This is a genomic window from Sporosarcina luteola, assembly GCF_023715535.1.
Lineage (GTDB): Bacteria > Bacillota > Bacilli > Bacillales_A > Planococcaceae > Sporosarcina > Sporosarcina luteola_B.
In genome coordinates, this window is sequence record NZ_JAMBOI010000001.1 from 512,203 (window position 1) to 536,877 (window position 24,675).

Sequence of the window (24,675 nt, forward strand, 5' to 3'; positions counted from 1 at the left end):
TAAGTGATAGTTTATCACAATTCCTTTTTCATTCAACGTATTTGTACATAACTCGTTTTTTCCAAACATAGGGTGAAAAGGAGAGTAGTTTGTACACAGGAATAGAAAGGGTGATTCCAATAGAAAACTCAAAAAAGAAAACTGTTGCATTTTACATTGCGAGGTCGGACGGCAAAGGTTCGTACCCTGCGAAAAGGGCATCCGTGCTCGCCAAGGACATCGCGAAAGAAGTGAACGTCCTATTCATCGTCGGTGAAAACTCCCCTTCACCTCCCGATGGCTTCAAATCGATTACGATCGGTAAAAAGGCCAATCTTATACAGACATTGACGCTTATCCGTCCCGACCTCCTCATCCGTGATACAGGCCCTACAGTTTCCGAAGAAGTGGAGAAAATCCGCAATATCATCCCTTCCCTTTTGCATTTCGATGATTTCGGGGACGGAAAGAATCAAGCGGATTTCGTATTTCAGACACTTTTAGAGGAAACAATCGAAGAGCATGCGGAACATATTATTATAGATCGCCAGCTTTTCATTGCCGATCCAACATTAAGATCTGTTGAAAAATCCGGTTTGCGGAAAACTGCCCCGGGTCCCCTCCCCCATCTCGTCATTTCATTCGGCGAAGAGGATGAAGGGAATTTGACATATCGCGCACTCCGGCATGTGTCCCAGCTCCAGATCCCGTTGAAAGTGACCATCCTCGTCGGTGAGTGCTATTCTCATGACGTCAGCACACTCCGGATGATGGCGCTCGGAAGACGCAACACGGTTGTCCAGCAGCCGCCGTACAATATGGCCGAAGTCTACGCGACAGCGGATGTGGTTTTATGCGCATCGGGCTATATGCCTTATGAAGTCGCAGTCATAGGCATCCCGTGCGTCGTGCTCTCCCAGAACGATTTCGAGCTTGGACTTGCATTTCCGAAAGAACAGCACGGATTCGTCCATCTCGGTCTCGGCAGGAAAGTGAAGCAGTCGAATCTGCTGAATGCAATCATGGAGCCGCTGCTGCATGAACCATTGAGAAAACGTTCGATTGAACGCCAACTATCGCTCGGGCTCGGCAACGGGAAAGATAAAATTGTCGAGACAATCCATTATTTATTGGAACACCCGAAACGCGGAGCGGGCGGAAAAGCGCTGTCGGATATGCTACACTGAAGGAAAACGATGGGGGTTTTCCTTATGAATAAACGACAGATCGAATCAGCAATCGCGGAATTGAAAATGGATTATATCAGCTTGCAAGGCGACGTGGAGAAACTGGAATCTACCGGGCACGCGGATTCCGTCCATAAAGCGGAGCAGCGCCTGGCCGCGATGGAAGAAAAATTGGCTGAACTGAACAAACAGCTTGCTGAGCTTTCTTGAATAAAGAAAAGGCTGCCGACGAACGGGATTCCTGTTCGTGGACAGCCTTTTTACGTTTAATAGGTTGTCAGTTTCAGTAATTCCTGAAGGCGGTAGATGCCCCGTTGGAAGAATGTGAATCCATCTTGGTACTCCTTGAAATCGAGTGTGTAGAGAGCATCTTCATTGTTCCAAAGACGGTCGAAATAGTCATCGATTTCAATTGACAGCTCGCTGTCGTTCAACGCGACGACCCTCAAATTCGCTTCGAGGTTGTAATTGTTCAGCGTCCGATCCGTCAAATTTGCAGAGCCGTTCGTTATATACGTTTCCTCCTTCGTCTGGACGACGACGAGCTTCGTATGGTATTGTCCGACGACCGTATTGTACCAACGGACATCAAGCTTCCCATCCGTCTCGTCCATCATCTTCTGAAGAACTGGACGGTTCGGCAAGCCCGACTTCTCATTGCCGAACGAGTTTTCATTCGGATCCAAAATCATTTGGACATGGACGCCACGATTCGACGCATCGACAATCGCCTGCACGATATCGGGCATTGCAATGAAAAACATGCCCATTCGGATTGTATCGCCTGTTTGAGCTGCGGAAATATCACCGAGAAGCGCATCGTGGATCTTCTTTTCCGTCAAGTATTGGACTGCATAATCGCCGCCGTCAGAGTCCTCCTTGGCCTCCACACGCGGCAAGGAGCCGCCATTTGTATAGCGGACAACCGCCTCCTCCGCCTCTAAAATATCGTTCAAAATGCCTGCGCCTTTCACTTTCAAAGCGACATTGCCATGAAGGCCGCTCGCGTCATGCGGATTGCCTGACGTCACGATTGCTGACTTGTCCGTCACCATCGTCTTCCGGTGGTTCGCTTTCACATTCAAAAGGATCATATAGGATCTCAGCGTCATTTTCGGCGCATTACTCGACATCGCATTGGCGATCCAGCCTTCCTTCTCGAAATTCACAAAGCGGAAAATGGTCCGGTACAGCCCCGAATAGATAGGTGTCGAGTCCCGCAAATCATCAAGATTGGTATAGACGACTTCAATGCCAGCGTCCTCCATTTGGCTGAACCATTTCGATTCATAAGAGCCGTAACCAGTATTGAGGGGGTCGGTAATAAAGATGATAGGCATTTTCGGATGCTCTTTTTTCTTTTGAATCAATTTCTCCGTCAGCGTTTCCGAAATGTTGGGAAAGTCGATCTTTTCATCCGTATAATGGTCCATGAGGAAGAAATCAAGGACGATGAACTCCTCCGCCTCGTCAATCATTTTATAGATTTCATCAAAGATGGAGAGCTCATGCACCATCCCATCGCCTTTTTTGTTTTGGGCGTACGTCAGGTCGGTGAGCATCTCAATATCGTCGGTCCAATGGATATCCCCCTTGTAATTCAGATTATCCGGGAGCGGTTTATATGTATGCCAAACAATCACACCTACATATAGGAATGTGAATAATAGGATGGCCATAAGGATGATCCATTTCGGACTCACCCATTTTTTCATTTTTTCCATTCAATCAACCCCGTATTCTACTTGCCATTACAAGTTCCCTTAACTGACTGGTTGCAAACTAAAAAATGCCCCTATTAATTAATAGAGGCATTCCATTCATTATCGGTTTAAGCAGTGACGTATTCCCTCACTGTTGTGTCGTCCATCATTAATTCCTTCAAGTACTTCTTCGCACGGAACAGACGGGATTTCACTGTGCCGATCGATACTTTCATCAACTCCGCGATTTCGATCAACGAATATTGGTAGACGTAAAAGTATTCGATTGTTGTCCGGTATATGCTGTCCAATTCGCCGATTTTCTGCTGCACCATGAGCTGGATGTCATTTTGTTCGATCAATTCGCTCGGTGTCATATTGTCGCTGGGAACCAAATCGAGTATCGGAACGTCCAATGTTTCAGGTTGGTTCATAACGTGTTTGCTTCTTCTGACATCCTTCCGGTAACGGTCGCGGAATGTGTTCATACAGATTGTCGTCAGCCAAGCTTTCATACGGTCTACACTATCCATCTTTCCGCTGTAGCGGACAACCTTGACCCATACGTCTTGCATGAGGTCTTCAGCTTCCTCTTTATTGCGAGTCAATTTCAAACATAAATGATATATGTAACGGCCATATTCGTCGTATAGCTCTGTCAAGTCGATTTTCATGCGATAACTCCTCCGTTTTGTAACTGTTGTCCTCATTATCAAGGAATCTTCCATTACAAACTATCGACTTGTCTTTCACTAAACTTACAAAGTTGTAAGTTTCACTCAAAAAAACACCCCGCAATTAATCTGCGGGATGTTTTTGTTCAATTTCCTGATCATACCGTTTCGTGATTTTCATCTTGACGATGCGGCTGCGATCCATTTCCTCTATTTCGAAGTACAGGTTTTCGTATGTAAAACGTTCCCCTTCCTCGGGTACATGACCGAGCTCTTGCATGACGAATCCACCAATTGTTTCATGGTCTGTCGGCAATTCGACGTCGAGCAGGTCGATGGCATCGACAATTTCAAGTCGGCCATGACAGATGAGCAGGTCCTCGTTCTTTTCATAGACGAGCACTTCTTCATCGAAGTCGGTTTCATCCTCGATATCCTGCCCGATCATCTCTTCGATAATATCCTCTTGTGTGACGATACCAAGCGTTCCGCCGTATTCATCGAGCACGATGGCCATATGTTTTTTATTCGCAAGCATAAGTTTGAACACTTTTTCGACACTTGCTGTCTGGACTACGAATAAAGGCTCTTCATCCATCAAATCGGCAAGCTTCTTATCCGGATGCATGGACCATTCAATCAACGTCTTCGAATAGAAAATCCCAACGACCTTGTCGATGCTTTCCTCGTAAATCGGGTAACGTGTATAGAAGTATTCCAATATCGTATCGCGTACTTCTTCGTACGTCGATTCGATCGGCAGCCCGATCACATCGGTACGGTGTGTTTCCAGGACATCGGAGACGTCTTTTTCCGGAAAATCGAGAACGCCTTTCAACCGGAGCGATTCCTCCTGTTCGAATGTCCCTTCCGTCGAAGCGATGTCCACCATGGAACGGAGCTCTTCCTTCGTCAACGTAGCTTCCGTTACAGCACCTTTCGAAATGATACGAACGAAGATGTTCGTGAATAAAGAGAGGAGAATCGTCAATGGCGTCAACAGTACGACCAGTATCGAAATCGTTGGCGCTACGACGTAGGCAATTCGATCAGCAAACGTCGCTGCAATCGTCTTCGGCAACACTTCCCCGAATACGATGAGCACGACCGTCAAAATCCCTGTCATAACCCCTACTTTTAAACCTCTATCGATTGCAATCATTGTGACGATTGTCGGCATCATAATATTTGCTACGTTGTTTCCTATTAGGATGGCCGTGATCATCCGGTCCGGCTTCGAAATCAAGTTTCTTAGCTTGATCGATTTCGGATCGCCTTGCTCAGCACGCAGCTGAACTTTCATGCGGTTGACCGCAGTAAGGGCCGTCTCACTCCCTGAAAGGAAGAACGACATAAGTAAAAAGAACCCTAGTGCTATAAACAAAAGTGATTCCTCCCGGAGTTTCTGTACTTCAACAGTTCGTTCATTTAGCAACTTTTACATATCATCATAACATACTCATAGCAAATCCGTCCTTTTGAATAACTTGATTCCTATCAACATGATATAATACTTTCATTCACGAAATAATTTTGAAATGAGGGATTCACTATGAGTCAGTTGGAGAAATTAGATACGTACTTCACATCCAAACGTGAAGAGCATTTGGAGCAATTGATAGATTTCCTTCGTATTCCTAGCATCAGTGCTTTGTCAGAGCATAAGTCTGATATGCAGAAAGCAGCTGAATGGTTGAAGGATTCATTCCGCCAGGCGGGGCTTGAAAACCTGTCGATCGATGAGACGGAAGGACATCCCGTCGTCTATGGGGACTGGCTCCATGCGGAGGGCAAACCGACAATCCTGTTTTATGGGCACTACGACGTACAACCCGTCGACCCGTTGAACCTGTGGGAAAGCGGCCCGTTCGAACCGGAAGTACGCGACAATAAATTGTATGCACGCGGGGCGAGTGATGACAAAGGCCAAGTGTTCATGCATATCAAAGCGGTCGAAGCGCTTATGAATGAAAACGGAAGCTTGCCTGTGAACGTCAAATTCATCATTGAAGGTGAAGAGGAAATCGGCAGTCCGAACCTCGAGAAATATATCGAGGAGAATAAAGAGAAATTGGCGGCCGATATTATCGTCATTTCCGACACGGGCATGTACGGACCTGGAAAGCCAGCGATCTGTTACGGATTGCGGGGACTTGCCGGCGTCCAGATTGACGTCAAAGGCGCGAAAGGCGATTTGCATTCAGGCATTTACGGAGGCGGTGTGCAAAATCCAATCCACGCGATTTCGGAAATCCTTGCGTCATTCCATGATAAGGAAGGGACGATTGCGGTCGACGGTTTTTACGAGGATGTACGTCCGTTAGCGGATGAAGAACGTGCTGCGTACGAAGCACTTAACTTCGACGAGGATGCATTGAAGCAGGAAATCGGCGTCGGCGAGCTATTCGGCGAAAAAGGCTATTCGTACTTGGAGCGGACATGGACACGCCCCACTTTGGAAGTCAATGGCGTCTTTGGCGGCTTCTCAGGAGAAGGCATCAAAACCGTATTGCCATCCGAAGCCGGCGCAAAAATCACTTGCCGTCTCGTTCCCGACCAGAATCCGGAGGACATCATCAAGAAATTGAAGGCTCATATCGAAAAGCATAAACCTGCCGGCGTATCGGTGACGGTGAGCGAGTTCGATAAAGGGAAGCCTTTCATCACGCCTTTCGATCATCCAGCCATCCAAGCGGCAGGAAAATCTTATGAGAAAGTATATGATGTGCCGACCGCTTTTACGCGAATGGGCGGGTCGATTCCGATCGTGGCGGCATTCGATGAAATTTTGAATTTACCAGTTGTCCTTATGGGATTCGGCCTGTCGAGCGAGAATTTCCATGCGCCTAACGAGCATTTCCATTTGGAGAACTTCGATAAAGGCTTGCGCGTTATTGGAGATTATTATTATGAGCTAGCGCAGTTTTCGAAGGATGATTTGAAGAAGTAAATAGGATGGGCGGCGGCTTGCTTTGAGCGCGAAGGCTCGAATTTTGAGCGCGAGGCGGCTTGCTTTGGGCGCGAAAGCGAATTCTTGAGCGCAGAGCAGCCTGCCTTGAGCGCGAAAGCGAGTTCTTGAGCGCAGAGCAACTTGCCTTGAGCGCGATAGCGAGTTCTTGAGCGCAGAGCAACTTGCCTTGAGCGCGAAAGCGAGTTCTTGAGCGCAGAGCAGCTTGCCTTGAGCGCGGAAGCGAGTTCTTGAGCGCAGAGCAACTTGCCTTGAGCGCGGAAGCGGAATCTTGAGCGCGGGGCAGCTTGCTTTGAGCGCTGAACTCCTTCATTACAAAAATAGAGCTGTCTCAGAGAGTCATTTGTCGACTTTCTGGACAGCTCTTTTCTTATTCCTCTACCTGTGCGTCTTCCTTGCCATAAAACGTGACGATGTCTTCAAGCGGCGTGCGTACACGGTTTTTTGGAATATCGTCGTAATAGCCGAATTGCAGCATGCTGATGATCCGCTCGCCCGGCTTCACACCTAGCTCTTCACGGAATTTCGGATTGTCGATGAATGGCGGTGTTTTCCAGCACGTCCCGATTCCCTGGTCCCATGCAAGAAGCATCGCATTTTGAATCAACGCGCTTGCCGCTGCAAAATCTTCCATCCTCTCTTTCTGGCGTACATCCTCTTTCACGACGACGAAAACGACGGCGCCGGGAGCGCGGAATTTCTTCATTTGCTTCTCCAAGTCCTCTTCGGACAACTCTTTCCACTTAGGAACGCCATATTCCTTTAGGACATCCTGGAACTTGACGTATTCCTGGTTAGCCGCAACGATGAAGCGCCATGGATTGCGTAAGCCATGGTTCGGCGCCCATCTAGCGTCTTCCAAGACGGACATTATATTTTCAAGATCGACCGGCTGCCCATTAAAGTTTTTAACCGAGCGCCGGTTAATGATTGCTTCTCTTACCGAAAGTGCCTGTTCATTCATAACTATGAACTCCCCTTTGTATCATACTGACGACCATTATACACGATAAGCAAGCGATTAGGGAAATCCTCGTCAGTTTCATTGATCTTCCAAATTATTTAATTCTATTTGTATTCCGTAGGATTACTTTCTATAGTATAGTAATGAAAGAAGCGAATGTTTAGAAAAGGATGACTGCCAAATGAGAAAAAAGCCGATAGCATGGATAACAGACAGTACTGCCTATATTTCAGAAGGACTGAAAAATCACCCTGATTTCTATTCGATTCCGTTGAATATACATTTCGGGGAAGAGCAATTTGTAGATGGTGTCGACCTGACGCCAGCGCAATTATACGAAAATATTAAAAACGCAACAGAGTTTCCAAAGACGTCCCAACCGTCAGCCGGTGAATTTGCCGAGCAGTTCAAAAAAATTGCGGAAAACTATGAGCAAGCAATCGCCATCCACGTCTCAGCCAAGTTGAGCGGCACTCTCTCCTCTTCCATGGCGGGCGCTGATATCGCGGGCTTCCCTATCACCTTCATCGATTCCCTCTCCCTGTCATACGGGATCACCGGGTTGATTGAGAAAGGGATGGAATTGCAAAATGAAGGAGCATCCGTACCGGAAATAAAAGAACAGCTCGAAAAAATGACGTCGACATTGAAGAACTTCATTTACATCGGCCAATTGGAACAGTTGTACAAAGGCGGCCGGATGAGCGGTGTCCAATTTTTCCTCGGCAGCTTGTTGAAAGTGAAGCCGATCATCCAAATCACGTCTGATGGGAGATTAGAAGCAATTGATAAAGTCCGTTCGGAAAAAAAAGCGCTGCAGTATTTAGTCGATAAGGTTGCAGAAGGCCATCCGAAAGGCAAAGGCAATGTGTATTTAATGCAAGGCAATGTACCGGAACAGGCAGAGCAATTGAAAGATTTGATTCTCAGCCAAGTGCCGGGGCTTAGCGTGGAAATCGGCGACATCAGCTCCACCCTCGCCGTTCATGCAGGCGAAGGGACAATCGCCATGTTGTGGTATGACTAAATATAAGCGTTGATCGTACGGAGTCTAAATGAAACAAATGGATAACGTAAAAAAAGACGGAACGCCTGAATGAATGGCTCCGTCTTTTTTCGCTTCACGAGAATTGGTCATTGATTTTAAAAAAGACATACTTCGCATTTTCCCGCCATGCATAGGAGTCTTTATAATCCCATGTCCGATGATACGCATCATACGTATGAGCATTGACAAGAGGCATAGCGCCGTCCTTCGCCGTGACGATCGTTGTATGGTCGAATCGTCCGTCCCCTTGGAAGTCATAGCAAATGACGTCACCGAGATCTAGTTCCTCAGGCGAAGAGACTTGTCGTGCGGTCAATCCCTTCTTGGAACCCGCCAAATACCATCGCATTGAATGTGCAACCGACCAACTGAAGCTCCACGTCCCCCCTTGTAGCCACCAGCCACGTTCACGGTTCGGATACCCATACATCGGCGCCCCGCCAGCGCGCAGACATTGTGAAATAAAACTCGTACAGTCGACATCAAATGAAGGATAGGCCGGATTCCTGCGATTCCACCATTCATCCGCATACCGGACCGCCGCTCCCCGGTTATACAATTTATGAACACCCCCGTGTCTCATCGTATGAAAACGGGCGGTTCGCAATGCACATATAGTGGTTCAGTATCTTCATCTCATAGTAAATAGGTCTAATGGGTACAGTGTTCACACCAGATTTCCGGACAGGTCTACATGAAGCCCTTTAGGATTGAAAGGAATATCATCATAAGAACTTATATCATCTTCTCATCCGTTTACAAGCCCTTCATGCGAAATGGAATCATAGAATGTAAAACGGCTGCCTCCCGCGGCTTTCGATGCATACATCGCCATGTCGCCGTGGTACATCAACTCATCTACAGTATGCGAATCATGAAAATACAAACTGATACCGATGCTAATGCCTACTTGTAGCATGTTGCCATTAATGTGAATCGGCTTCTCTACTTGCTTCATAATGCATTCAGCCATATCGGCAGCCAATTCCCTCGAGGAAAACGGCAACAGCACGACGAATTCATCTCCGCCGAGCCTAGCAAGCAAGCCCTTTTCTCCACATGTCATCGTTAACCGTTTGGCAATCTGTTGAAGAACGATATCCCCTGTCTCATGTCCATATGTATCGTTAATACCTTTAAATCCATTCAAATCCATGAACAGTAATGCATGTGGACTTTCCTTTCCGGCTGACTCCACTGAGTTTTTTAAAACACCCATAAAATAGGGACGATTCTTCATGCCTGTCAGCGAATCATAATAAGCCATAAAATGCAGGCGGTTCTTTGACTCCTGCAACTCATTGAACATCTCTGTCAATTCATGTGACATTTCCTTGAAGTTATCCGTTAACTTGTTGAACTCAACCATTCGACTTGTTGGCCAATTGATATGTGCCAACCCTTTAAGTTTTTTAGGAAGTCCCGTCGTTGTTTCCGAGAGTTTGCTAAAACTACGCATTAAATATACTTTCAAGATAGCTATGAAACCAATTCCTAGAATGATGAACAGCAATAGATTCGCATACTCCAATGCGAATCCCCGTATCTCTTTTTCAAACAGACTGCGTAAAGGGGCTTCTATAACAATACGCATATTATTTCCGTCTTCAACTGTGTACAAATAGCTCGTTTCGTCGATGATTGCAATATCGTCTATGCCACTCGACTTATCAGGCATCCATTTGTAACCGCTTTTCCCCATCTCAATAAAATAGCCTTCGCCATTAATTTTGGCAACAGTGCTTTCCAATGTGGCGGGTGCATTTGTATACACTATCCGATCTTCCTTGCCCATTATGTAGAATTGCAAACTTTGTTCATCCATATTCCCTACCGAAGAATCGATTTTCGCATCTCGAAAAACGCCTTGAAGAGGCAATGCCAATTCCGAGTGCTCATCCCAATCCTGCAAGTCATTTGAAATGATGCTTGCCTGTCTCTCAAGCTGACTGCTTATTGATCGCTCGATTTGATTCTGTGTGTATCTGGCGTCGCCGATTATAAAAAATAAATAGGGAAGAACAATTGCCACGAGAATGATGTGCGAAATTAGGGTCCGGGCTGAATATTCATTCATTTCAACCCTACCGATCCACTTCCGGAGTGGGATGTATGTAAGAATAATTTCAGCCGCAAGGGCACATAGGATATTATTGAGCAATTTGCTGATCAGTGCCAATGCTGCAAACCAACTATCCAAATCACTGAACACATAAATATAAACTGCAAAGACCGGCATTCCAATGATTGACCAATAGAGAAGGACGCTATGAAATTCACCAAAACCGCGATACTTCAGTAGTAAGCCGACCACAGTGATTTCAGTTATGAGTAACACAAAACCAACTATTGAACCGTCACTATACAATCCCACCCCTGCAGTAATCAATGCGGATATGATGCCAATCGGTAAACTATATAATGAAAGGATAATCAGTAGAAAGATTGTCGGCATAAAAAATGTCAGCCCGAAATCTAATAGTACAGGATAGTTATTTGCAAGTATGGACAAAATTAAAAATGCGATATAGAAAAGCACAGACAAATAGTTACGATTAGTCATAAATGGTGACCTCACATTCTAAAAATTACCTACTACATATACAACAGGGCCTACATATTTCCTAATATTCTGAATGGTACTTTCTCACCATTAACCTTTTAGTTAACCCTTCCCCTTATTCCGTTTATTAAACTTCCAATAGGGTAGAGGAAGAATAAACTTAGGAAAAGAGAGGAAGATAGATGAATAGATCTAGTACACTCACTGCCGGATTTTTATTGCTCATATCTCTGGGGGTTATCGTCTTATTGGCAAACCAGCTAAAGATCGACAAATCCCTCACGCAGGAGGGATCGCCAGCTGCAACAGAAGAGAAGAGCGGAGAGATTGCTTATAATCCACCTTCCATCGACGATATTCCCGAAGGACCGATGGGAGATGCGATTTTAAGAGGACGCGAGCTAGTGAATGATACTACCAATGCAGTACGTGCGAAGGCGTCTTCAGTGGAAGATGGGGAAGAGCTTGTAAATGAATTATCATGTACAAGCTGCCACGCAGGAGACGGACTCGATCAAGACACTTCATCTCTTGTAGGCGTTGCGGCAGTTTATCCACAATATAATGAGAGGGCTGACAAAGTCCTTACTCTTGAAGATCGCATTAACGGATGCATGGTGCGCAGCATGAACGGCCAACCATTTGCAGAAGACGACGAGGACTTGAATGCGATGGTCGCTTATTTGGCGTATATTTCTGAAGGAATACCAATAGGGGCAGAGCTTGAATGGCTTGGCAAAAACGATATGAAAGACGTCCCTATACCTGACGTGGAGAATGGCGAAAGAGTGTTCCAACAATCATGTGTCGCCTGCCACGCTTCAGACGGATCAGGCACCGGACCGAATACAGGGCCGGCGCTTTGGGGAGATGGCTCCTTTAACGACGGTGCCGGGATGGCGCGCATGTCAAAAAATGCTGGATTCATCAAAAACAATATGCCGCTCGGCCAGCCGAATTCATTGACGGACCAAGAAGCCGCCGACCTCGCAGCATTCATCCTTTCCCAAGATCGACCTGAATGGAAAGGCCATGACAAAGACTGGCCGAAAGGAAATCGCCCCACAGATGTCATGACGAAGGAGCTTCGCGATCAAGTCAAGGACGGGACTATTGATTGGGAAAAAGTGCTTGGGAAAGATAAATAGCAGGAATGAAAATCGCCCTCAAAATCAGATTGAGGGCGATTTTAATATTGGGGAATCAGTAACATTCCCGGACTTGGGATAGCTTCAATATTCTAAATGAATAAATTGCGCCAACAGCCTGTTGAACTTTTCACGCTCTTCCCAGAAAGCACCATGCCCACTATATTTGAACGGCATTAGCTGCGAATTGGTGATTAATTGATTCATTTCCTTTGCTTGTGAAAACGGAATGACTTTGTCATGGATATCATGAATGATGGCCTTGCTGCCTTTCGGGTTAAGACCTTCAACGTATAAATTCACACCTGGCTCTACGTTCACAAAATATCCGATTACGATTCCTCCGTAAACATAATGACTTCGCCATTAAGATATTCATCTTTGTATGCATATGTGCCCTGCCCATTGACCAGGGCTTGAGCACAAAATCGTATCGTATGGAAAATCACATAGGAATAGTATCTCACTAGATTAAATAAAATGATAAGAGGAAGAAATGAGGTGATTTTATACTAGAGAAACTTAGGAAAATCAACTTGAAAACTGCTGTATTTATGGGGACTATTTTTTACACTTTGACTGTTTGCATCCATGTTCTAATTATTAGCGGCATTATTCCATTCACATGGGTTAATGGCGGACTCTCTGAATCCTTCGCTGCGCAGCTACCAATATCGGTTATCAGTATCTTTATTTCTATTATTGGAGGAGTATTCACTCTGATTGCCGGCAAAAATATTCCACATACGCACAAAAGAGGAATAACCTTCATTTGCTGGCTTTTTGTCGCACTTTGGTCTTTTGGGTTTATACAACAAATGTTTGGAACACCTTTTGAAAAAACAGTTTGCTCATTAATAGTATTGCTTGGAGTCATCTCGAACTTACGTATGGCGATTGAGAGAAGATAGCAGTAATAGGCCGATTACTATGATATCGGTTTATTTTCTCACTTTAATAATTACATTGCCCTTTTTATGCCCTTTTTCGACATAGCGATGAGCCTCTGGAATTTCTTCAAGTCGATATTCTCTATCTATAACCGACTTAATCTCACCTTTTTCGATAAGCTCCTTTAGAAACGTCAGGTCTTCTTTAGTGACCTTTGCAATCCCCTGCCCATCGACTGTTATATATTTACCGTCAGCAACTAATATTTTCTTGCAATTACTTCTTGAGGTTTTTCCAACAGCATCAAAGATGATATCATATAGCATTTCATTTTTTGTGAAATCCTCATTTTTTTAATCAATAACATGATCCGCTCCTAGAGACTTTACTAATTCTATATTTGCCGCACTGCATACCCCAGTAACTTCTGCACCAAAGTACTTTGCAAGCTGAACTGCTGATGTTCCTACAGCCCCTGAGGCGCCGTAAATTAAAACTTTTTTTCCTTTTTCTATGTTTCCTTTTCTAAGGAAATATAAAGCAGTCGTTCCCCCCATAGGAACAGCTGCAGCTTCCTCAAAGGTCATATTGGAGGGTTTTACGGAAATTATTGCATTTTCACGAAGGCAGGTATACTCGGCATGTGCACCTAGACTCATTCCAGTTAATGCAAAAACGTGATCACCTTTTTTGAAAAGCTTTACGTTCTTCCCTACTTGTTCTACTTCTCCCGCTAACTCAACCCCTAAAATAGGTTGTCTTGGTTTTCGAATCCCCAAGACAATTCGCATGGGAAGCCATAATAATAGAGGGCTTTTAAATCCTCGAACCCTAATGTCCCCAGAGGCAACAGTTGTTGCAAAAATTTTAACAAGGACTTCATTCTCGTTAGGACTAGGCTTAGTTACTTCTTTTAGCTGAAGTACATCAGGTGATCCATACCTTGTGCATATCATTGCCTTCATAGATTCCCTCAAATCAAAATGTATTTTTAGTATACTTAGGTTTACGTTGTACAAATTGGAGATATTCGGTTAAAAAAATATTATTACTATGGAAATCCCAATCTAAAGGTCAGATTTGCTGAGGTAACAGGCGCAGAGGGTTGTTCTCTCATTTCCTCTTGTGTAGATGCCCCGCCTTGAAAGCAAATAAAAAAGAACCCCATCAAATGTTGATTTGATAAGGTTCCTTGATTGTGTATAAAGCCGTTAGTACCCAAAAAAGACATCCTTTTTAATGCTCTTTTTCGATATAGAATTGCCTTGTAAATGACCGGAAAGAGTTTCCACCATTGTCTTAGGTCCTGCAATATAGTAGGTACCATTGTTCAGATATAAGCTGGACAGCTTGCTTATCTCTTGTTGTAAATCATTCCTTGAATCAAGGTAAGTTACAGTTACCGAAGTATTGTCAGCAATTTTATCGAGTTCATCTTTATAGACAAATGACCCTTTGCTATCTATATAAAGTAGATGTATTTGTTTTCCGACTCCGTTCCCTTCCGCCTCAATCTGTTTCAGCATCGACCGAAATGGTGTAATCCCAATGCCACCTGCTATTAGGATGGAAGGACTGTCATTTTTTAAATAAAACGACCCTACTGGACCACTCATCCTTATTTTCATGCCCGGTTGCAACTCTAACATCGCCTTCTTGAATTCACTCGGCGTATCACTAATACCAAGTGTTAGTTGAACAACATTTTCCGAGGGAGCAGATGCCAGACTAATTGGCCGCGTTCCATTTTTTATTTTCTTATGAGTGATGGTAAACAACCCATGTTGTCCAGCTTTCCACGTTAAATCCTTCTCTTTCTCAAATAGGAAGGTGTATACATCTTCTGATTCCTTGTAGCTCTTAATGAATACTAAATCCCTCTTTTTAAATATCGCTATTGCATCTTGAAAAAAGCCCATTTACATTTCTCCTAACAGTTTACTCAACTTGTCCACCATACTTGACCAACCATATTTCGCGCCATTGAATGCCGCCTGGTTTTCTTCTTCAAAACCGGTATGTTCAAGATGTAAGTGTGTTGTTTCACCCTCTTGCTTTAACGTCCATGTGACGATTGTATTTATCGGCCCACCAACCCATGTGTACGATAACTTGCGAGGCTCGTCCACTTCCAATACTTCACTCTCTACAACTAAACCGATGGCCTCATTACGAAACTGACATTTGTATCCTACGATCGGTTTGAAATTATTTTCCATCACCCATTTTGCAAGTGTTTCTGAATTCGTCAAGGCATCCCATACTTTATTGATGGGACTCTTAAATTGAAAATCCAATGATAAATCTGCCATTAGTTACTCCTCCAATATATCCTTAAGTATTGCCGCCCTTTCAGTCCAAAATTCCTCATAAAAGGATAACCAATCTTTAACTTCCTGTAAGGGAGCTGCATTTAATCGATACCTTGTTTCTCTGCCGATTTTACGATTCCTCACTAAATCAGCCTCCTTGAGGATAGCCAAATGTTTAGAAACTGCAGTACGCCCCATTTGAAAATGAGCGGTTAATTCGTAAAGCGCCAGCTCCTCTGAACCTGCCAGTAACCTTATTAACTTTCGTCTAGTCGGATCTGCAATCGCTACAAAAACGTCGCGCTCTTGGTCAGTAGTAATCAAAATCCTCCCCTCCTCATGTGGGAATTAGACACTGTTTGGTGTCCTTATAATAAGACACTTAATGGTGTCATGTCAATTCTGTTCTTAAACATAAAAAAAGAGATGATATCGTAAGTTAACTGATACCATCCCCGTTCTTTATTATTCGTTACTGTGCCCCTGGTTATGCTCCACTAGAGGTCAGTTTCTTTTACTCTACATTCCCCAAACATTTGCCACTACCTCTTCCTTTTTAAGGAATCTACTATCTTGATACCCCAAGGTTTCGGCCCGTTCTTTGATTTCCAGGAGGATTCGTTTTTCTCGTGAGTAGACTATCATATATATTGAATCAGTTAATGATAGCCCCAGTTTGCAGGAGCTTTTCATGAAATCCGCTTCATTAGTAATACTTACGACGCTTTCTAAAGTAGGAAAGGCTTTTATGTCCGCAAATATTAAATAGTAATCCTCTTTAGAAATATGCTTCTGGAATGTTTGACCATCCATAATTGCAGCTGATTCAAAAAAGAAGGGTCGATCTAAATATCCTGGACCTGTAAAATATGCCTCTTCCGGGGCTAATGACCAATACCAAGAAGAATCTACAATGCCTTCTAACATCTCATACAATTGTCTACCGTATTCATTTTTTATATAAAGTAACATACCTTCCACTTTTTCATCTCCGCATTATCGTGAGTAACCACTTTACGTTTGGAGCAAATTCAGTTGCGCTCTCGATATAGTAAGAATTGGTTAGTAAGTAACCCCAGTGTTTAATCTGACGTTATATCCACAACTTCAACATTATAATGCTCCTTGATAAACTTAATTTCCTCTTCAGTAGTTAAAATTCCTACTGCTCGACCTTTGTCTCCATTTTGAAGTTCCCACACAAGATTATGATCTATGTCTACCTGTGAGAAATCGTTGTTTTTCCAGCGATTAAGAATAGACAAATATATATCTTGTTTTTTTCTATACCTTATGTTATTTGCTTCGACCACTACAATCAAACGCTCAATTCTTTCTGGTGTCATTAATAATAAATCCCATTTGTCATCGCCATCTGCCCGAATCTTTTGATGGGACATACCATGAATTGCGGTTTGCACATCAAGCTCTGTCATTGAAAATGGAAATTCTTTTTCAACAGGTATTTTTCTCTCTTCTTCAATTTCAAATAGCCCGACCACCCTGTCATAATCACCACTCGGAACATCACGTATTACTTCAATCGTTACATCCTCTTTGGTCAATTGATTACTAATAAGGTATGAGGCTAAGCCCAATACAGCTATACTCAAAACAATTATCTTCTTGTATTTCAATAAATTCACCTCTAATTAATTGTACAGTTGAATAAATTAGCAGGCAAATCAATTGGAATAAAAAGTAATGCCTATAAAGCAGGAATTTACTTACCAACGATTAGGATACGGATTCTTCGGGAATGAATAGGACAAGTGAACAATTCATACTATTTGTTAACTAACAAAATTGACTTTTTGTTAACTTTATCTATAATGGAGGTAAGGGAGAGGTGAAGTATATGAGCCAAGCTGTTTATGAATTGACCGAACAGACGATTGCAGCCGCTTATCAGAAACAAAATAAAAATCTTATTGAAAAAGAGACTGACTTTATCGTTAGTAAAATGATTACAACGATGATAAGTACAAACCATGACAAAATTAAAGGGATTACAATTAGCGACCTAGATTTAAATATTGACAATAATTACTTATTATCTCAAAAGCATATAAATACTCTATATAAATGGCTTGATCGTCTATATACAATGAAAGCACCCGTTTCAGATCTCGATTTTGGAAAAATGAAGGTGGACTTTGAATATTGGTATTATCAGTTAGGTGGTCATGATATTCGGTTCGAATACACAGATGATTATTTATTATCTTCAAGCGAAGTTGCCAACTATTTAAATTTGTCTCGGACCACTATCAATAAATACATCAATCAGGGATTAATTGAAACAGTCAATACAAATTCTCACAAACGGATTCCTTACTTTATTATCGAAGTATGGAAAGATCCTGTCTACTCTATCCGTTTGCAAATGATTGCACAAGAAAAGAAGCTACTGAATCAAACCCCACTTGAACGTCTTAAGGAAATTAACAGCATCATAAGCGATTTACAATTGAAATATTTCGCCAAAACTTCCCAAGAAGCATTCATTCGATATGATGGAGACTCAATGGATGATCCAGCGGATTATTACACTTGGCAAGATCTTGAAGAAGAGAGAGATGAAATCTTAAGTTCTCAAGGGGGACTAGCAGGTGAATTGGAAGAGTAGTACTGGTCAAAGCCGACTGTCCCCTATGGATTTAGAAGATATTATTGAAAAGTATGGAAAATACTTTGAGTCCTATCCAAATATCGATAACAAACCAGCGGGGCAAGATAATGCGATATATCCTCAAATTAATAGTTCTGGTAAAAATAGAATGGATGTACTTTTTCCTTTGCAGAAACATCCAATTCACGGAATAACAGGAATACATGCAATCGAGAAGTACAAAGAAGGCAAAATTATACGTTACCATTATCATTGGAAAATAATATCCCCCAAAATGGGTGTACAAATGAATCATATTTCAGGTTGGGGCAACGATCCTCATAATTCTCCTGGGACCCCAGATAAATTCATCGTAGAAACTGAACCTCATCATCACCATCACGTTCCAGGTGATCGTAGCCAAAGAAAAGCCAGTTATGACGTTCGGACGCTCGAAGATGTATTTGAATTTGTAATTCCTTATTTTATATCCGGCAATGCATATCACCCATGAACCTTTCAGTATTATGTTGAGAATTATATGCTTTCCTTCTTTAATTTAACGAAAAAACCTTCCAAGTTTAATAGCTTTGGAAGGTTTTTGCGTACAGTTGAAGTGGACATAACTCAATTTCGAATTGAAACATTGATACAACATGATTGGTGATTCAAGGGATGGAGCATACCGGGTTCGAACCGGTGACCTTCACACTGCCAGCGTGACACTCTCCCAGCTGAGCTAATGCCCCGTAAATCTGATACAATATAGATTATAACATGTCATAGAAAAAAGACAATAGATGGGGGAGATCTCCTTGCAACATGCTGAAAAAGAACTGAAGGATACGGTGTTTCTGTGCGATCAGAAAGGGATGCTGAATCCCGAGGCGATTGGATTTGCCCGCCGTCCGTTCATTATAAGCAATCTGAAAGGCCATTTCATGCGGAAGAAGAAATGGAATTATTGGTGTGTGTTCGGTGAGGACCTTCTATTTTCAGCGGCGATCAGCCATTTGGATTATGCAGCTGTCTGTTTCGTCTACATGCTCGATTACGAGACGCAGCGCTTCTATGAGAAGCAGGTTGTACTTCCTGTCGGGCGGAGGGTGAAGATGCCTGAAGACGTACTCGGGAGTGTGAAATTCGTCAATGAGCGGATGTCCGTCCAGCTTGTGCATCTGCAAGGAGAAACCCATCTATCTGTGACGATACCTGACTTTGACAATGAAGTGCTCCATGCCGATCTGCATATTACGCATCCGGAAGAGGATGATTCGTTGAACGTCGTCATTCCCCGCAACCGGGATCGGTTCCAGTTCACAGCGAAGCATCATACATTGCCGACCACGGGATTCGTGAAGATCGGGGAGAAACGGTATGATTTCAATCCTGATTACAGTTTTGCAGTTCTCGATTACGGACGTGGTGTCTGGCCGCGCGAGGCGGAGTGGAATTGGGCGATGGCCTCCCAGCGTTCAGGTGGACGAAGGATCGGGCTGAATTTTGGCGGTAAATGGACTGACGGCACGGGCATGACGGAAAATGCGGTGTTTGTGGACGGCGTTATGACGAAACTGCATGAGGATGTCATCTTCACGTACGACAAAGACAATTACATGCATCCTTGGCATATCGGGACAAAGTTTTCCGACGATGTAAATTTGACATTCTCTCCATTTTTCGAACGGATATCGAAGACGAACGCACAGCTCGTCCAAACGAACGTCAACCAACTTGTCGGCTATTTCAACGGGGGCGTCAAGCTGCACGACGGTTCGACGCTCAGAATCCGGCAAATGCTCGGCTCCGCGGAAGACCACCGCGCGAAATGGTAGATAGGAACAACCGGCGAAAGCGCCGGTTGTTTTTTTGTATGGCGTTAAAAGTGGTTATCACCGAATTGACGGGTGTTATCACCGATTCTGACGAGTTTATCACCGTTTCTCGACACGTTATCACCGTTTCTCGACACGTTATCACCGATTCGAACGAGTTTATCACCGGTTCTCGACACGTTACCACCGATTCGAACGAGTTTATCACCGTTTCTCAACACGTTACCACCGATTCGGATTAGTTTATCACCGATTTGCATAAACTCCCCTATTCCCCGACGCCATAAAATAGGTTATCACCGGTCAACAGTACTTTATCACCGCTTGGACGCTGGTTATCACCACTCGGACCATGGTTATCACCGCTTAAACACCTTTTATCACCACTCACACCATCTTTATCACCACTTAACCACAATTCCAGCAGATTTAAATAAATGCATGCGGACAGGTGCCATTCCCACCCCTGACCCATCTCGCGATTCCTCGAAACGCCCTTTGTGTTTAATTTCGCCGAATGAAGGAAATTACTGAACAGAAGACTACAACAGGAGGTTTGCGATCATGAGGAATAATATGAAGGTCGTCATGCTCTTTTTAGCTATCGTGCTCGTCTTGGGCGCGTGCGGAAATGGGGGCAAAAATGCGGATAATCCTAAACGGGAGGATGCTACGCTAATTTATGAAAATGACCAGTCAGGCGACACGTTGAATACAGGGGACGGGTACGGCTTCAATAAGTTCGACTTGGAGATAGAGGTCGATGGGAAAGATGTCATTGACGTGGAGTATGAAGTAGCGAAAGGTCATGAGGCCAAGTATGTGAATAAGTTTGCTAGTTTGAATTTGAGGGATCAGGAAGCTTTCAATAAACTGGATCCGTTTTTCGTGAAAGTAGTGACAGGGAAGAGTATGGACGAAAAAGACGTCATAGCAAAGATTATGGAGTGGTTTGGAATAGACACGTATACGAAGTTCGATTTGGAAATCGACTTTGACGATGGCACGAAGATGGATATTGAAGATCGAAAATGATGATGAACTGAGGAAACCAGGCGAGGAAAATGTTCCCCGCCTGGTTTTTGTGTTCAAATCTTCGAGTCCTTCAACATCGTAAAATAAACCCCTTGTTTTTCGATCAATTCCTCTTGGCTGCCGGATTCGATTAGCTTGCCTTGCCCCATGACGTAGACGGTGTTGGCTTTCCGAACCGTGTTCAGCCTGTGGGCGATGACGAAGCTCGTTCTTCCTTCCATGAGCCGGTCGAGCGCTTCCTGGATTGCAAGTTCGGTGACGGTGTCGATGCTGCTTGTCGCCTCGTCGAGCAATAGCAAGACGGGGTCTGCAACGAGCGCTCTTGCGATGGAGAGCAATTGCTTCTGTCCTTGTGAAATTTCGCCGCCATCCGCTGTCAGTATGGTGTCATACCCGTTTTCGAGCCTTGAGATGAAGCTATGCGCATTCGCCTCTTTTGCAGCCGCAATCACTTCTTCGTCGGTGGCGTCAAGCTTGCCGTACCGGATATTTTCCATGACGGTCGCTTCGAATAAAAATGGATCCTGCAAAACGAATGCCGTCTGGCTCCGCAATGTTTCGCGGGGCAGTTCTTTGATGGGAATCCCGTCAATGAGGATCTGCCCTTCATTCGCTTCATAGAACCGGGCCAGGAGCTGCATGATTGTCGTCTTCCCTGCCCCGGTCGCTCCGACGAAAGCCGCCGTCTCGCCAGGTTTGACGTGGAAGGAGATGTTGTCGACCGTATAGCCGTCCGTGTCGACAGTATAGCCGAATGACACATTCCTGAATTCGACGTCCCCTGCAAGGATTGTGTCAGCATGCTCCGTTGCGTCGTCCTGCTCGATCGGCTCATCCATGATTTTGAAGACGCGTTCCGCTCCTGCGATTGCCGAGAGGACGGTGTTGAATTGGTTGGACAGATCATTGAGCGGCCTCGTGAATTGGCGCGCGTACTCCGAAAAGATGACGATTGTACCAATCGTGACGATTCCGTCCCCCTTCAGTGCAAGCAGTCCCCCGACACCCGCCACGATGGCGAAAGCTGCGTTGTTGAGCATATTCATCACTTTTGGGATGAACCCGGAGTATGTCAGTGCCCAGAAGCCCGTCCGGCGCAGCCGATCGCTCTTTTCCGCAAATTCCTCCATGACACGCTCTTCCTGCGAAAATGCCTTGATGATCCGCTGTCCTGAAATCGTTTCCTCGATCATCCCGTTCAATTGTCCGACTGCTTGCTGCTGCTCCTTGAACAGCAACCCTGTCCGGCGGGTGATCCACCGAATTGCGATGAACATGACAGGAACAATAATCATTGTCAGCAACGTCAAAATCGGGCTGAGGTACAGCATGACTGCGAGCGTCCCTGATAACGTCAAAATGCTTGAGAATACTTGGATGAAAGAAGAGTTCAGCGTCTGGCTGACGTTTTCGATGTCATTCGTCACGCGGCTCATCAATTCGCCATGCTGCCGTTTGTCGAAAAACGTGACGGGCAGCTTTTGCAGATGGGAAAACAGACTTGTCCGCAGCCGAAAAATTGTCTGCTGTGCAATGCCGACCATCCAGAAGCTTTGGAAATAAAGGGCAAGGGATAATCCAGCGTAAATTGCGATCAGCATACCGATTTTTCCGCCCAAGCCATCGAACTCCATCGGGATGATATGCGCATCGATAATTTTCCCAATCAGGAATGGACCGATTAGCGCAAGGGCAGAGCTGACGAGCACGAGGGCAAGCACGAGGATGAGCAGACCCCGCTGTTCATCGACGAGCTTCCAGATCCGGTGAAGCACCGATTTCCAGTCACTCGCGCGCTCTACCTTCTTTCGTCCTGGACCTTTTATGTCTTCTTTCTTTATGATCGGTTCATACCCGAACGGTTTACGAATTGTTCGCAACATCGGCGCCCACCTCCTCTTCCGATTGGGATTCGGCTATTTTCCGGTATAATGGCGACTGCTCCATGAGATCAGCATGGGTACCATATCCGACGACCTTTCCTTCATCTAACAAAAGGATTTGATCCGCACCTTTAGCCGTCTGTACTTTTTGCGTGACGACAAGCATCGTCGCCGCTTCCCCTTTCAGCGCTTCCCACAAGGCATTTTCGGTTTTAACGTCCAATGCGCTCGTGCTGTCGTCGAGGATGAGGATGGAAGGTTTCCGGACAAGTGCCCGGGCAATCGAAAGCCGTTGCTTTTGCCCGCCCGATAGGTTGACCCCTTTCTGTCCGACCCGTGTTCCGTACTTCTGAGGGAATAAATCGATAGATTCATGGATCTGCGCCTTCATCGCCGCTTCGATCAGCTCATCAGGCTCCGCATCGCTGTCCCCCCATGAAAGGTTTTCCAGGATGGATCCCGTGAACAAGATCGATTGCTGTGGAACGAGACCGATCGTATCGCGCAAGTCCTTCAACGCCCACTCCTTCACTTCGATGCCGCCGACGTAGATTTTCCCTTCGGTCGCTTCGAACATGCGGGGAATGAGATTGAGAAGCGTCGATTTCCCCGACCCGGTTGCCCCCATGATGGCGAGCTTCTCCCCAGGTGCCACATGGAAGGACACACTATCCAAAATCGGTGTAGGCTTTCCTTGATAATGGAAAGAAACGTTATCGAAACGGAGATCCCCTTCCAGACTGCCGATACTCGAGCTTTCCATAGTATTTTCTTCAAGATCCTCATCCGCAAGAAGCACTTCCTCCATCCGTTCGGAGGATGCCTTCGCCCGGGATAATGCGCTGATGATGAATGCAAACATCGAAAATGCGCCCGTCATCCGCATTGCATAGTTGACAATTGCAACTAGCTCCCCGACTTGCGCGTTCCCATCTCCAATTTCGATGGCACCGAACCAGAGGACAGCCATCAAGCTGACATTCATGATGAACAGGAGGACAGGCAAAATGAGCTCCATCATACGCATCGCTTTGACGGTGTCTTTCCGGAGGGCCCCCGCTACTTTCGAAAATCGGCTCGCTTCGTACATTCCGCGCAAATAGGCTTTGATGAGACGGACCGCCTGTAGGTTTTCCTGGATGACACGGTTTACCCGGTCGAGCCTGCGTTGCACCGTTGAAAAGTAGCCTACCCCTTTCCTCGCCATTACGAAGAGGAAGATGAGCAGGACCGGCGCACCGATGACGAGGTAGAGTGCCAGTTTCACATTGACGAAAAATGCCATGACCAAGCTTCCGATTACGAGCAGAGGCGCACGCATCATGATCCGCAGCGACATGAACAGGACGTTTTGCACCATCGTTACGTCGCTCGTCATGCGCGTGATCAATCCCGCTGTCGGGAACCGTAAGAAGGTCGCCATGGAAAATGCTTGCACTTGGCGGAATAGCGCTTGCCGCAAGTCGAACGCAAAGCTTTGCGCGGCGTGGGCAGCGAAGAAGGAATTGATTGCACCGGATAAGAATGCAACAAACGCCAGACCCATCATGACGCTTCCCCATGTCCAAATGACGCTGACATCTTCCGCCAATATGCCGTCATCGATAATTTTCTTTATTAATAATGGCTGGATCAGCTCTACCGAAAGTTCGGTCAGCATAAGGAATAAGGCAATGAATATCGGCCATTTATACGGCTTTGCAAAGGAGAAAACTGTTTTCATCTTACCGGACCCCCAAAAAACTCTTTCGTATTACGAATTATTTTTATTGTCACCATTATGACATATGTAGCGATTTCTGTATAGGGCGTATATTGATTAGTCCGGAAGTTCAGATATTGACAAATAGCATTGAGGGGCCTTTTTCAGCATG

At 44.9% G+C, this 24,675-nt stretch carries 23 protein-coding genes, 1 tRNA gene and 3 pseudogenes; 10 read left to right on the top strand and 17 right to left on the bottom strand.

What is annotated here, in order from left to right:
- The first annotated feature begins 89 nt into the window (after nucleotides 1-89).
- Nucleotides 90-1,166, top strand: a complete 1,077-nt coding sequence (locus tag M3191_RS02270) for a PseG/SpsG family protein (protein ID WP_251697823.1) — start codon at nucleotides 90-92, stop codon at nucleotides 1,164-1,166.
- A 24-nt stretch (nucleotides 1,167-1,190) separates the two neighbouring features.
- Nucleotides 1,191-1,376 carry an SE1832 family protein gene (locus tag M3191_RS02275; protein ID WP_251697824.1) on the top strand — a complete coding sequence of 62 codons (186 nt, stop codon included), beginning with the start codon at nucleotides 1,191-1,193 and terminating at the stop codon, nucleotides 1,374-1,376.
- Nucleotides 1,377-1,432: 56 nt separating this feature from the next.
- Here the strand turns inward: M3191_RS02275 and M3191_RS02280 are convergent, their stop codons facing one another.
- From M3191_RS02280 to M3191_RS02290, 3 genes are all read right to left on the bottom strand, one after another.
- The gene (locus M3191_RS02280) at nucleotides 1,433-2,890 is read right to left on the bottom strand and encodes a phospholipase D family protein (RefSeq protein WP_251697825.1); all 1,458 of its coding nucleotides are present in this window, start codon (nucleotides 2,888-2,890) and stop codon (nucleotides 1,433-1,435) included.
- A 107-nt stretch (nucleotides 2,891-2,997) separates the two neighbouring features.
- Entirely contained in the window at nucleotides 2,998-3,543 is a 546-nt protein-coding gene (locus M3191_RS02285) for an RNA polymerase sigma factor (protein WP_251697826.1), read from the bottom strand.
- A 124-nt stretch (nucleotides 3,544-3,667) separates the two neighbouring features.
- Nucleotides 3,668-4,927, bottom strand: a complete 1,260-nt coding sequence (locus tag M3191_RS02290) for a hemolysin family protein (RefSeq protein ID WP_251697827.1) — start codon at nucleotides 4,925-4,927, stop codon at nucleotides 3,668-3,670.
- Nucleotides 4,928-5,095: 168 nt separating this feature from the next.
- Here M3191_RS02290 and M3191_RS02295 point away from each other — a divergent pair, with 168 nt between their 5' ends.
- Nucleotides 5,096-6,493, top strand: coding sequence for a dipeptidase (locus M3191_RS02295; protein WP_251697828.1), 1,398 nt, complete (start codon nucleotides 5,096-5,098; stop codon nucleotides 6,491-6,493).
- A gap of 388 nt (nucleotides 6,494-6,881) precedes the next feature.
- Here the strand turns inward: M3191_RS02295 and M3191_RS02300 are convergent, their stop codons facing one another.
- Nucleotides 6,882-7,475 carry a nitroreductase family protein gene (locus M3191_RS02300; RefSeq protein ID WP_251697829.1) on the bottom strand — a complete coding sequence of 198 codons (594 nt, stop codon included), beginning with the start codon at nucleotides 7,473-7,475 and terminating at the stop codon, nucleotides 6,882-6,884.
- A 181-nt stretch (nucleotides 7,476-7,656) separates the two neighbouring features.
- On the opposite strand from M3191_RS02300, the gene M3191_RS02305 reads away from it, so the two are divergent.
- Nucleotides 7,657-8,502: a DegV family protein gene (locus M3191_RS02305; RefSeq protein ID WP_251697830.1), complete on the top strand. Its 846-nt coding sequence runs from the start codon at nucleotides 7,657-7,659 to the stop codon at nucleotides 8,500-8,502.
- 94 nt (nucleotides 8,503-8,596) lie between these two features.
- Here M3191_RS02305 and M3191_RS02310 read toward each other — a convergent pair.
- Nucleotides 8,597-9,079: pseudogene (locus tag M3191_RS02310) on the bottom strand (amidase domain-containing protein); the annotation flags it as partial.
- 192 nt (nucleotides 9,080-9,271) lie between these two features.
- Nucleotides 9,272-11,086 carry a GGDEF domain-containing protein gene (locus tag M3191_RS02315; protein ID WP_251697832.1) on the bottom strand — a complete coding sequence of 605 codons (1,815 nt, stop codon included), beginning with the start codon at nucleotides 11,084-11,086 and terminating at the stop codon, nucleotides 9,272-9,274.
- 182 nt (nucleotides 11,087-11,268) lie between these two features.
- On the opposite strand from M3191_RS02315, the gene M3191_RS02320 reads away from it, so the two are divergent.
- On the top strand, nucleotides 11,269-12,234 hold the full coding sequence (locus M3191_RS02320; RefSeq protein ID WP_251697833.1) for a c-type cytochrome: 966 nt from the start codon (nucleotides 11,269-11,271) through the stop codon (nucleotides 12,232-12,234).
- An 84-nt stretch (nucleotides 12,235-12,318) separates the two neighbouring features.
- Here the strand turns inward: M3191_RS02320 and M3191_RS02325 are convergent.
- Nucleotides 12,319-12,492 (bottom strand): annotated as a pseudogene (locus M3191_RS02325) (alpha/beta fold hydrolase); the annotation flags it as partial.
- A 278-nt stretch (nucleotides 12,493-12,770) separates the two neighbouring features.
- On the opposite strand from M3191_RS02325, the gene M3191_RS02330 reads away from it, so the two are divergent.
- On the top strand, nucleotides 12,771-13,145 hold the full coding sequence (locus M3191_RS02330; RefSeq protein WP_251697834.1) for a hypothetical protein: 375 nt from the start codon (nucleotides 12,771-12,773) through the stop codon (nucleotides 13,143-13,145).
- 30 nt (nucleotides 13,146-13,175) lie between these two features.
- Here M3191_RS02330 and M3191_RS02335 read toward each other — a convergent pair.
- From M3191_RS02335 to M3191_RS02360, 6 genes and pseudogenes are all read right to left on the bottom strand, one after another.
- Nucleotides 13,176-14,090: pseudogene (locus M3191_RS02335) on the bottom strand (NAD(P)-dependent alcohol dehydrogenase).
- 246 nt (nucleotides 14,091-14,336) lie between these two features.
- Nucleotides 14,337-15,044 carry an FAD-dependent oxidoreductase gene (locus tag M3191_RS02340; RefSeq protein ID WP_251697835.1) on the bottom strand — a complete coding sequence of 236 codons (708 nt, stop codon included), beginning with the start codon at nucleotides 15,042-15,044 and terminating at the stop codon, nucleotides 14,337-14,339.
- On the bottom strand, nucleotides 15,045-15,437 hold the full coding sequence (locus tag M3191_RS02345; protein ID WP_251697836.1) for an SRPBCC family protein: 393 nt from the start codon (nucleotides 15,435-15,437) through the stop codon (nucleotides 15,045-15,047).
- A 3-nt stretch (nucleotides 15,438-15,440) separates the two neighbouring features.
- Complete coding sequence (locus M3191_RS02350) at nucleotides 15,441-15,761, bottom strand: ArsR/SmtB family transcription factor (protein ID WP_251697837.1); 321 nt, start codon at nucleotides 15,759-15,761, stop codon at nucleotides 15,441-15,443.
- Nucleotides 15,762-15,956: 195 nt separating this feature from the next.
- On the bottom strand, nucleotides 15,957-16,409 hold the full coding sequence (locus M3191_RS02355; protein WP_251698070.1) for a DUF2691 family protein: 453 nt from the start codon (nucleotides 16,407-16,409) through the stop codon (nucleotides 15,957-15,959).
- A gap of 110 nt (nucleotides 16,410-16,519) precedes the next feature.
- Nucleotides 16,520-17,074 carry a DUF6241 domain-containing protein gene (locus M3191_RS02360; RefSeq protein WP_251697838.1) on the bottom strand — a complete coding sequence of 185 codons (555 nt, stop codon included), beginning with the start codon at nucleotides 17,072-17,074 and terminating at the stop codon, nucleotides 16,520-16,522.
- Nucleotides 17,075-17,295: 221 nt separating this feature from the next.
- Between M3191_RS02360 and M3191_RS02365 the strand changes: the two genes are divergently transcribed.
- Nucleotides 17,296-18,066 (top strand): helix-turn-helix domain-containing protein, encoded by a 771-nt coding sequence (locus tag M3191_RS02365; RefSeq protein ID WP_251697839.1) that lies wholly within the window; start codon nucleotides 17,296-17,298, stop codon nucleotides 18,064-18,066.
- Nucleotides 18,050-18,562, top strand: coding sequence for a toxin-antitoxin system TumE family protein (locus M3191_RS02370; RefSeq protein ID WP_251697840.1), 513 nt, complete (start codon nucleotides 18,050-18,052; stop codon nucleotides 18,560-18,562). Before M3191_RS02365 ends, M3191_RS02370 begins: the two co-directional genes overlap by 17 nt.
- Before the next feature lie 162 nt (nucleotides 18,563-18,724).
- Here M3191_RS02370 and M3191_RS02375 read toward each other — a convergent pair.
- Nucleotides 18,725-18,797: transfer RNA gene (locus M3191_RS02375), tRNA-Ala, on the bottom strand.
- Between the two features lie 51 nt (nucleotides 18,798-18,848).
- Between M3191_RS02375 and M3191_RS02380 the strand changes: the two genes are divergently transcribed.
- Nucleotides 18,849-19,883, top strand: coding sequence for a DUF2804 domain-containing protein (locus tag M3191_RS02380; RefSeq protein WP_251697841.1), 1,035 nt, complete (start codon nucleotides 18,849-18,851; stop codon nucleotides 19,881-19,883).
- Between the two features lie 44 nt (nucleotides 19,884-19,927).
- Here M3191_RS02380 and M3191_RS02385 read toward each other — a convergent pair whose 3' ends face one another.
- The gene (locus M3191_RS02385; protein ID WP_251697842.1) at nucleotides 19,928-20,143 is read right to left on the bottom strand and encodes a hypothetical protein; all 216 of its coding nucleotides are present in this window, start codon (nucleotides 20,141-20,143) and stop codon (nucleotides 19,928-19,930) included.
- Between the two features lie 304 nt (nucleotides 20,144-20,447).
- On the opposite strand from M3191_RS02385, the gene M3191_RS02390 reads away from it, so the two are divergent.
- On the top strand, nucleotides 20,448-20,918 hold the full coding sequence (locus M3191_RS02390; RefSeq protein ID WP_251697843.1) for a YusW family protein: 471 nt from the start codon (nucleotides 20,448-20,450) through the stop codon (nucleotides 20,916-20,918).
- A gap of 53 nt (nucleotides 20,919-20,971) precedes the next feature.
- Here the strand turns inward: M3191_RS02390 and M3191_RS02395 are convergent, their stop codons facing one another.
- Nucleotides 20,972-22,801 (bottom strand): ABC transporter ATP-binding protein, encoded by a 1,830-nt coding sequence (locus M3191_RS02395; RefSeq protein ID WP_251697844.1) that lies wholly within the window; start codon nucleotides 22,799-22,801, stop codon nucleotides 20,972-20,974.
- Entirely contained in the window at nucleotides 22,782-24,524 is a 1,743-nt protein-coding gene (locus M3191_RS02400) for an ABC transporter ATP-binding protein (RefSeq protein WP_251697845.1), read from the bottom strand. The genes M3191_RS02395 and M3191_RS02400 overlap by 20 nt, the downstream gene beginning before the upstream one ends.
- Between the last annotated feature and the right edge of the window lie 151 nt (nucleotides 24,525-24,675).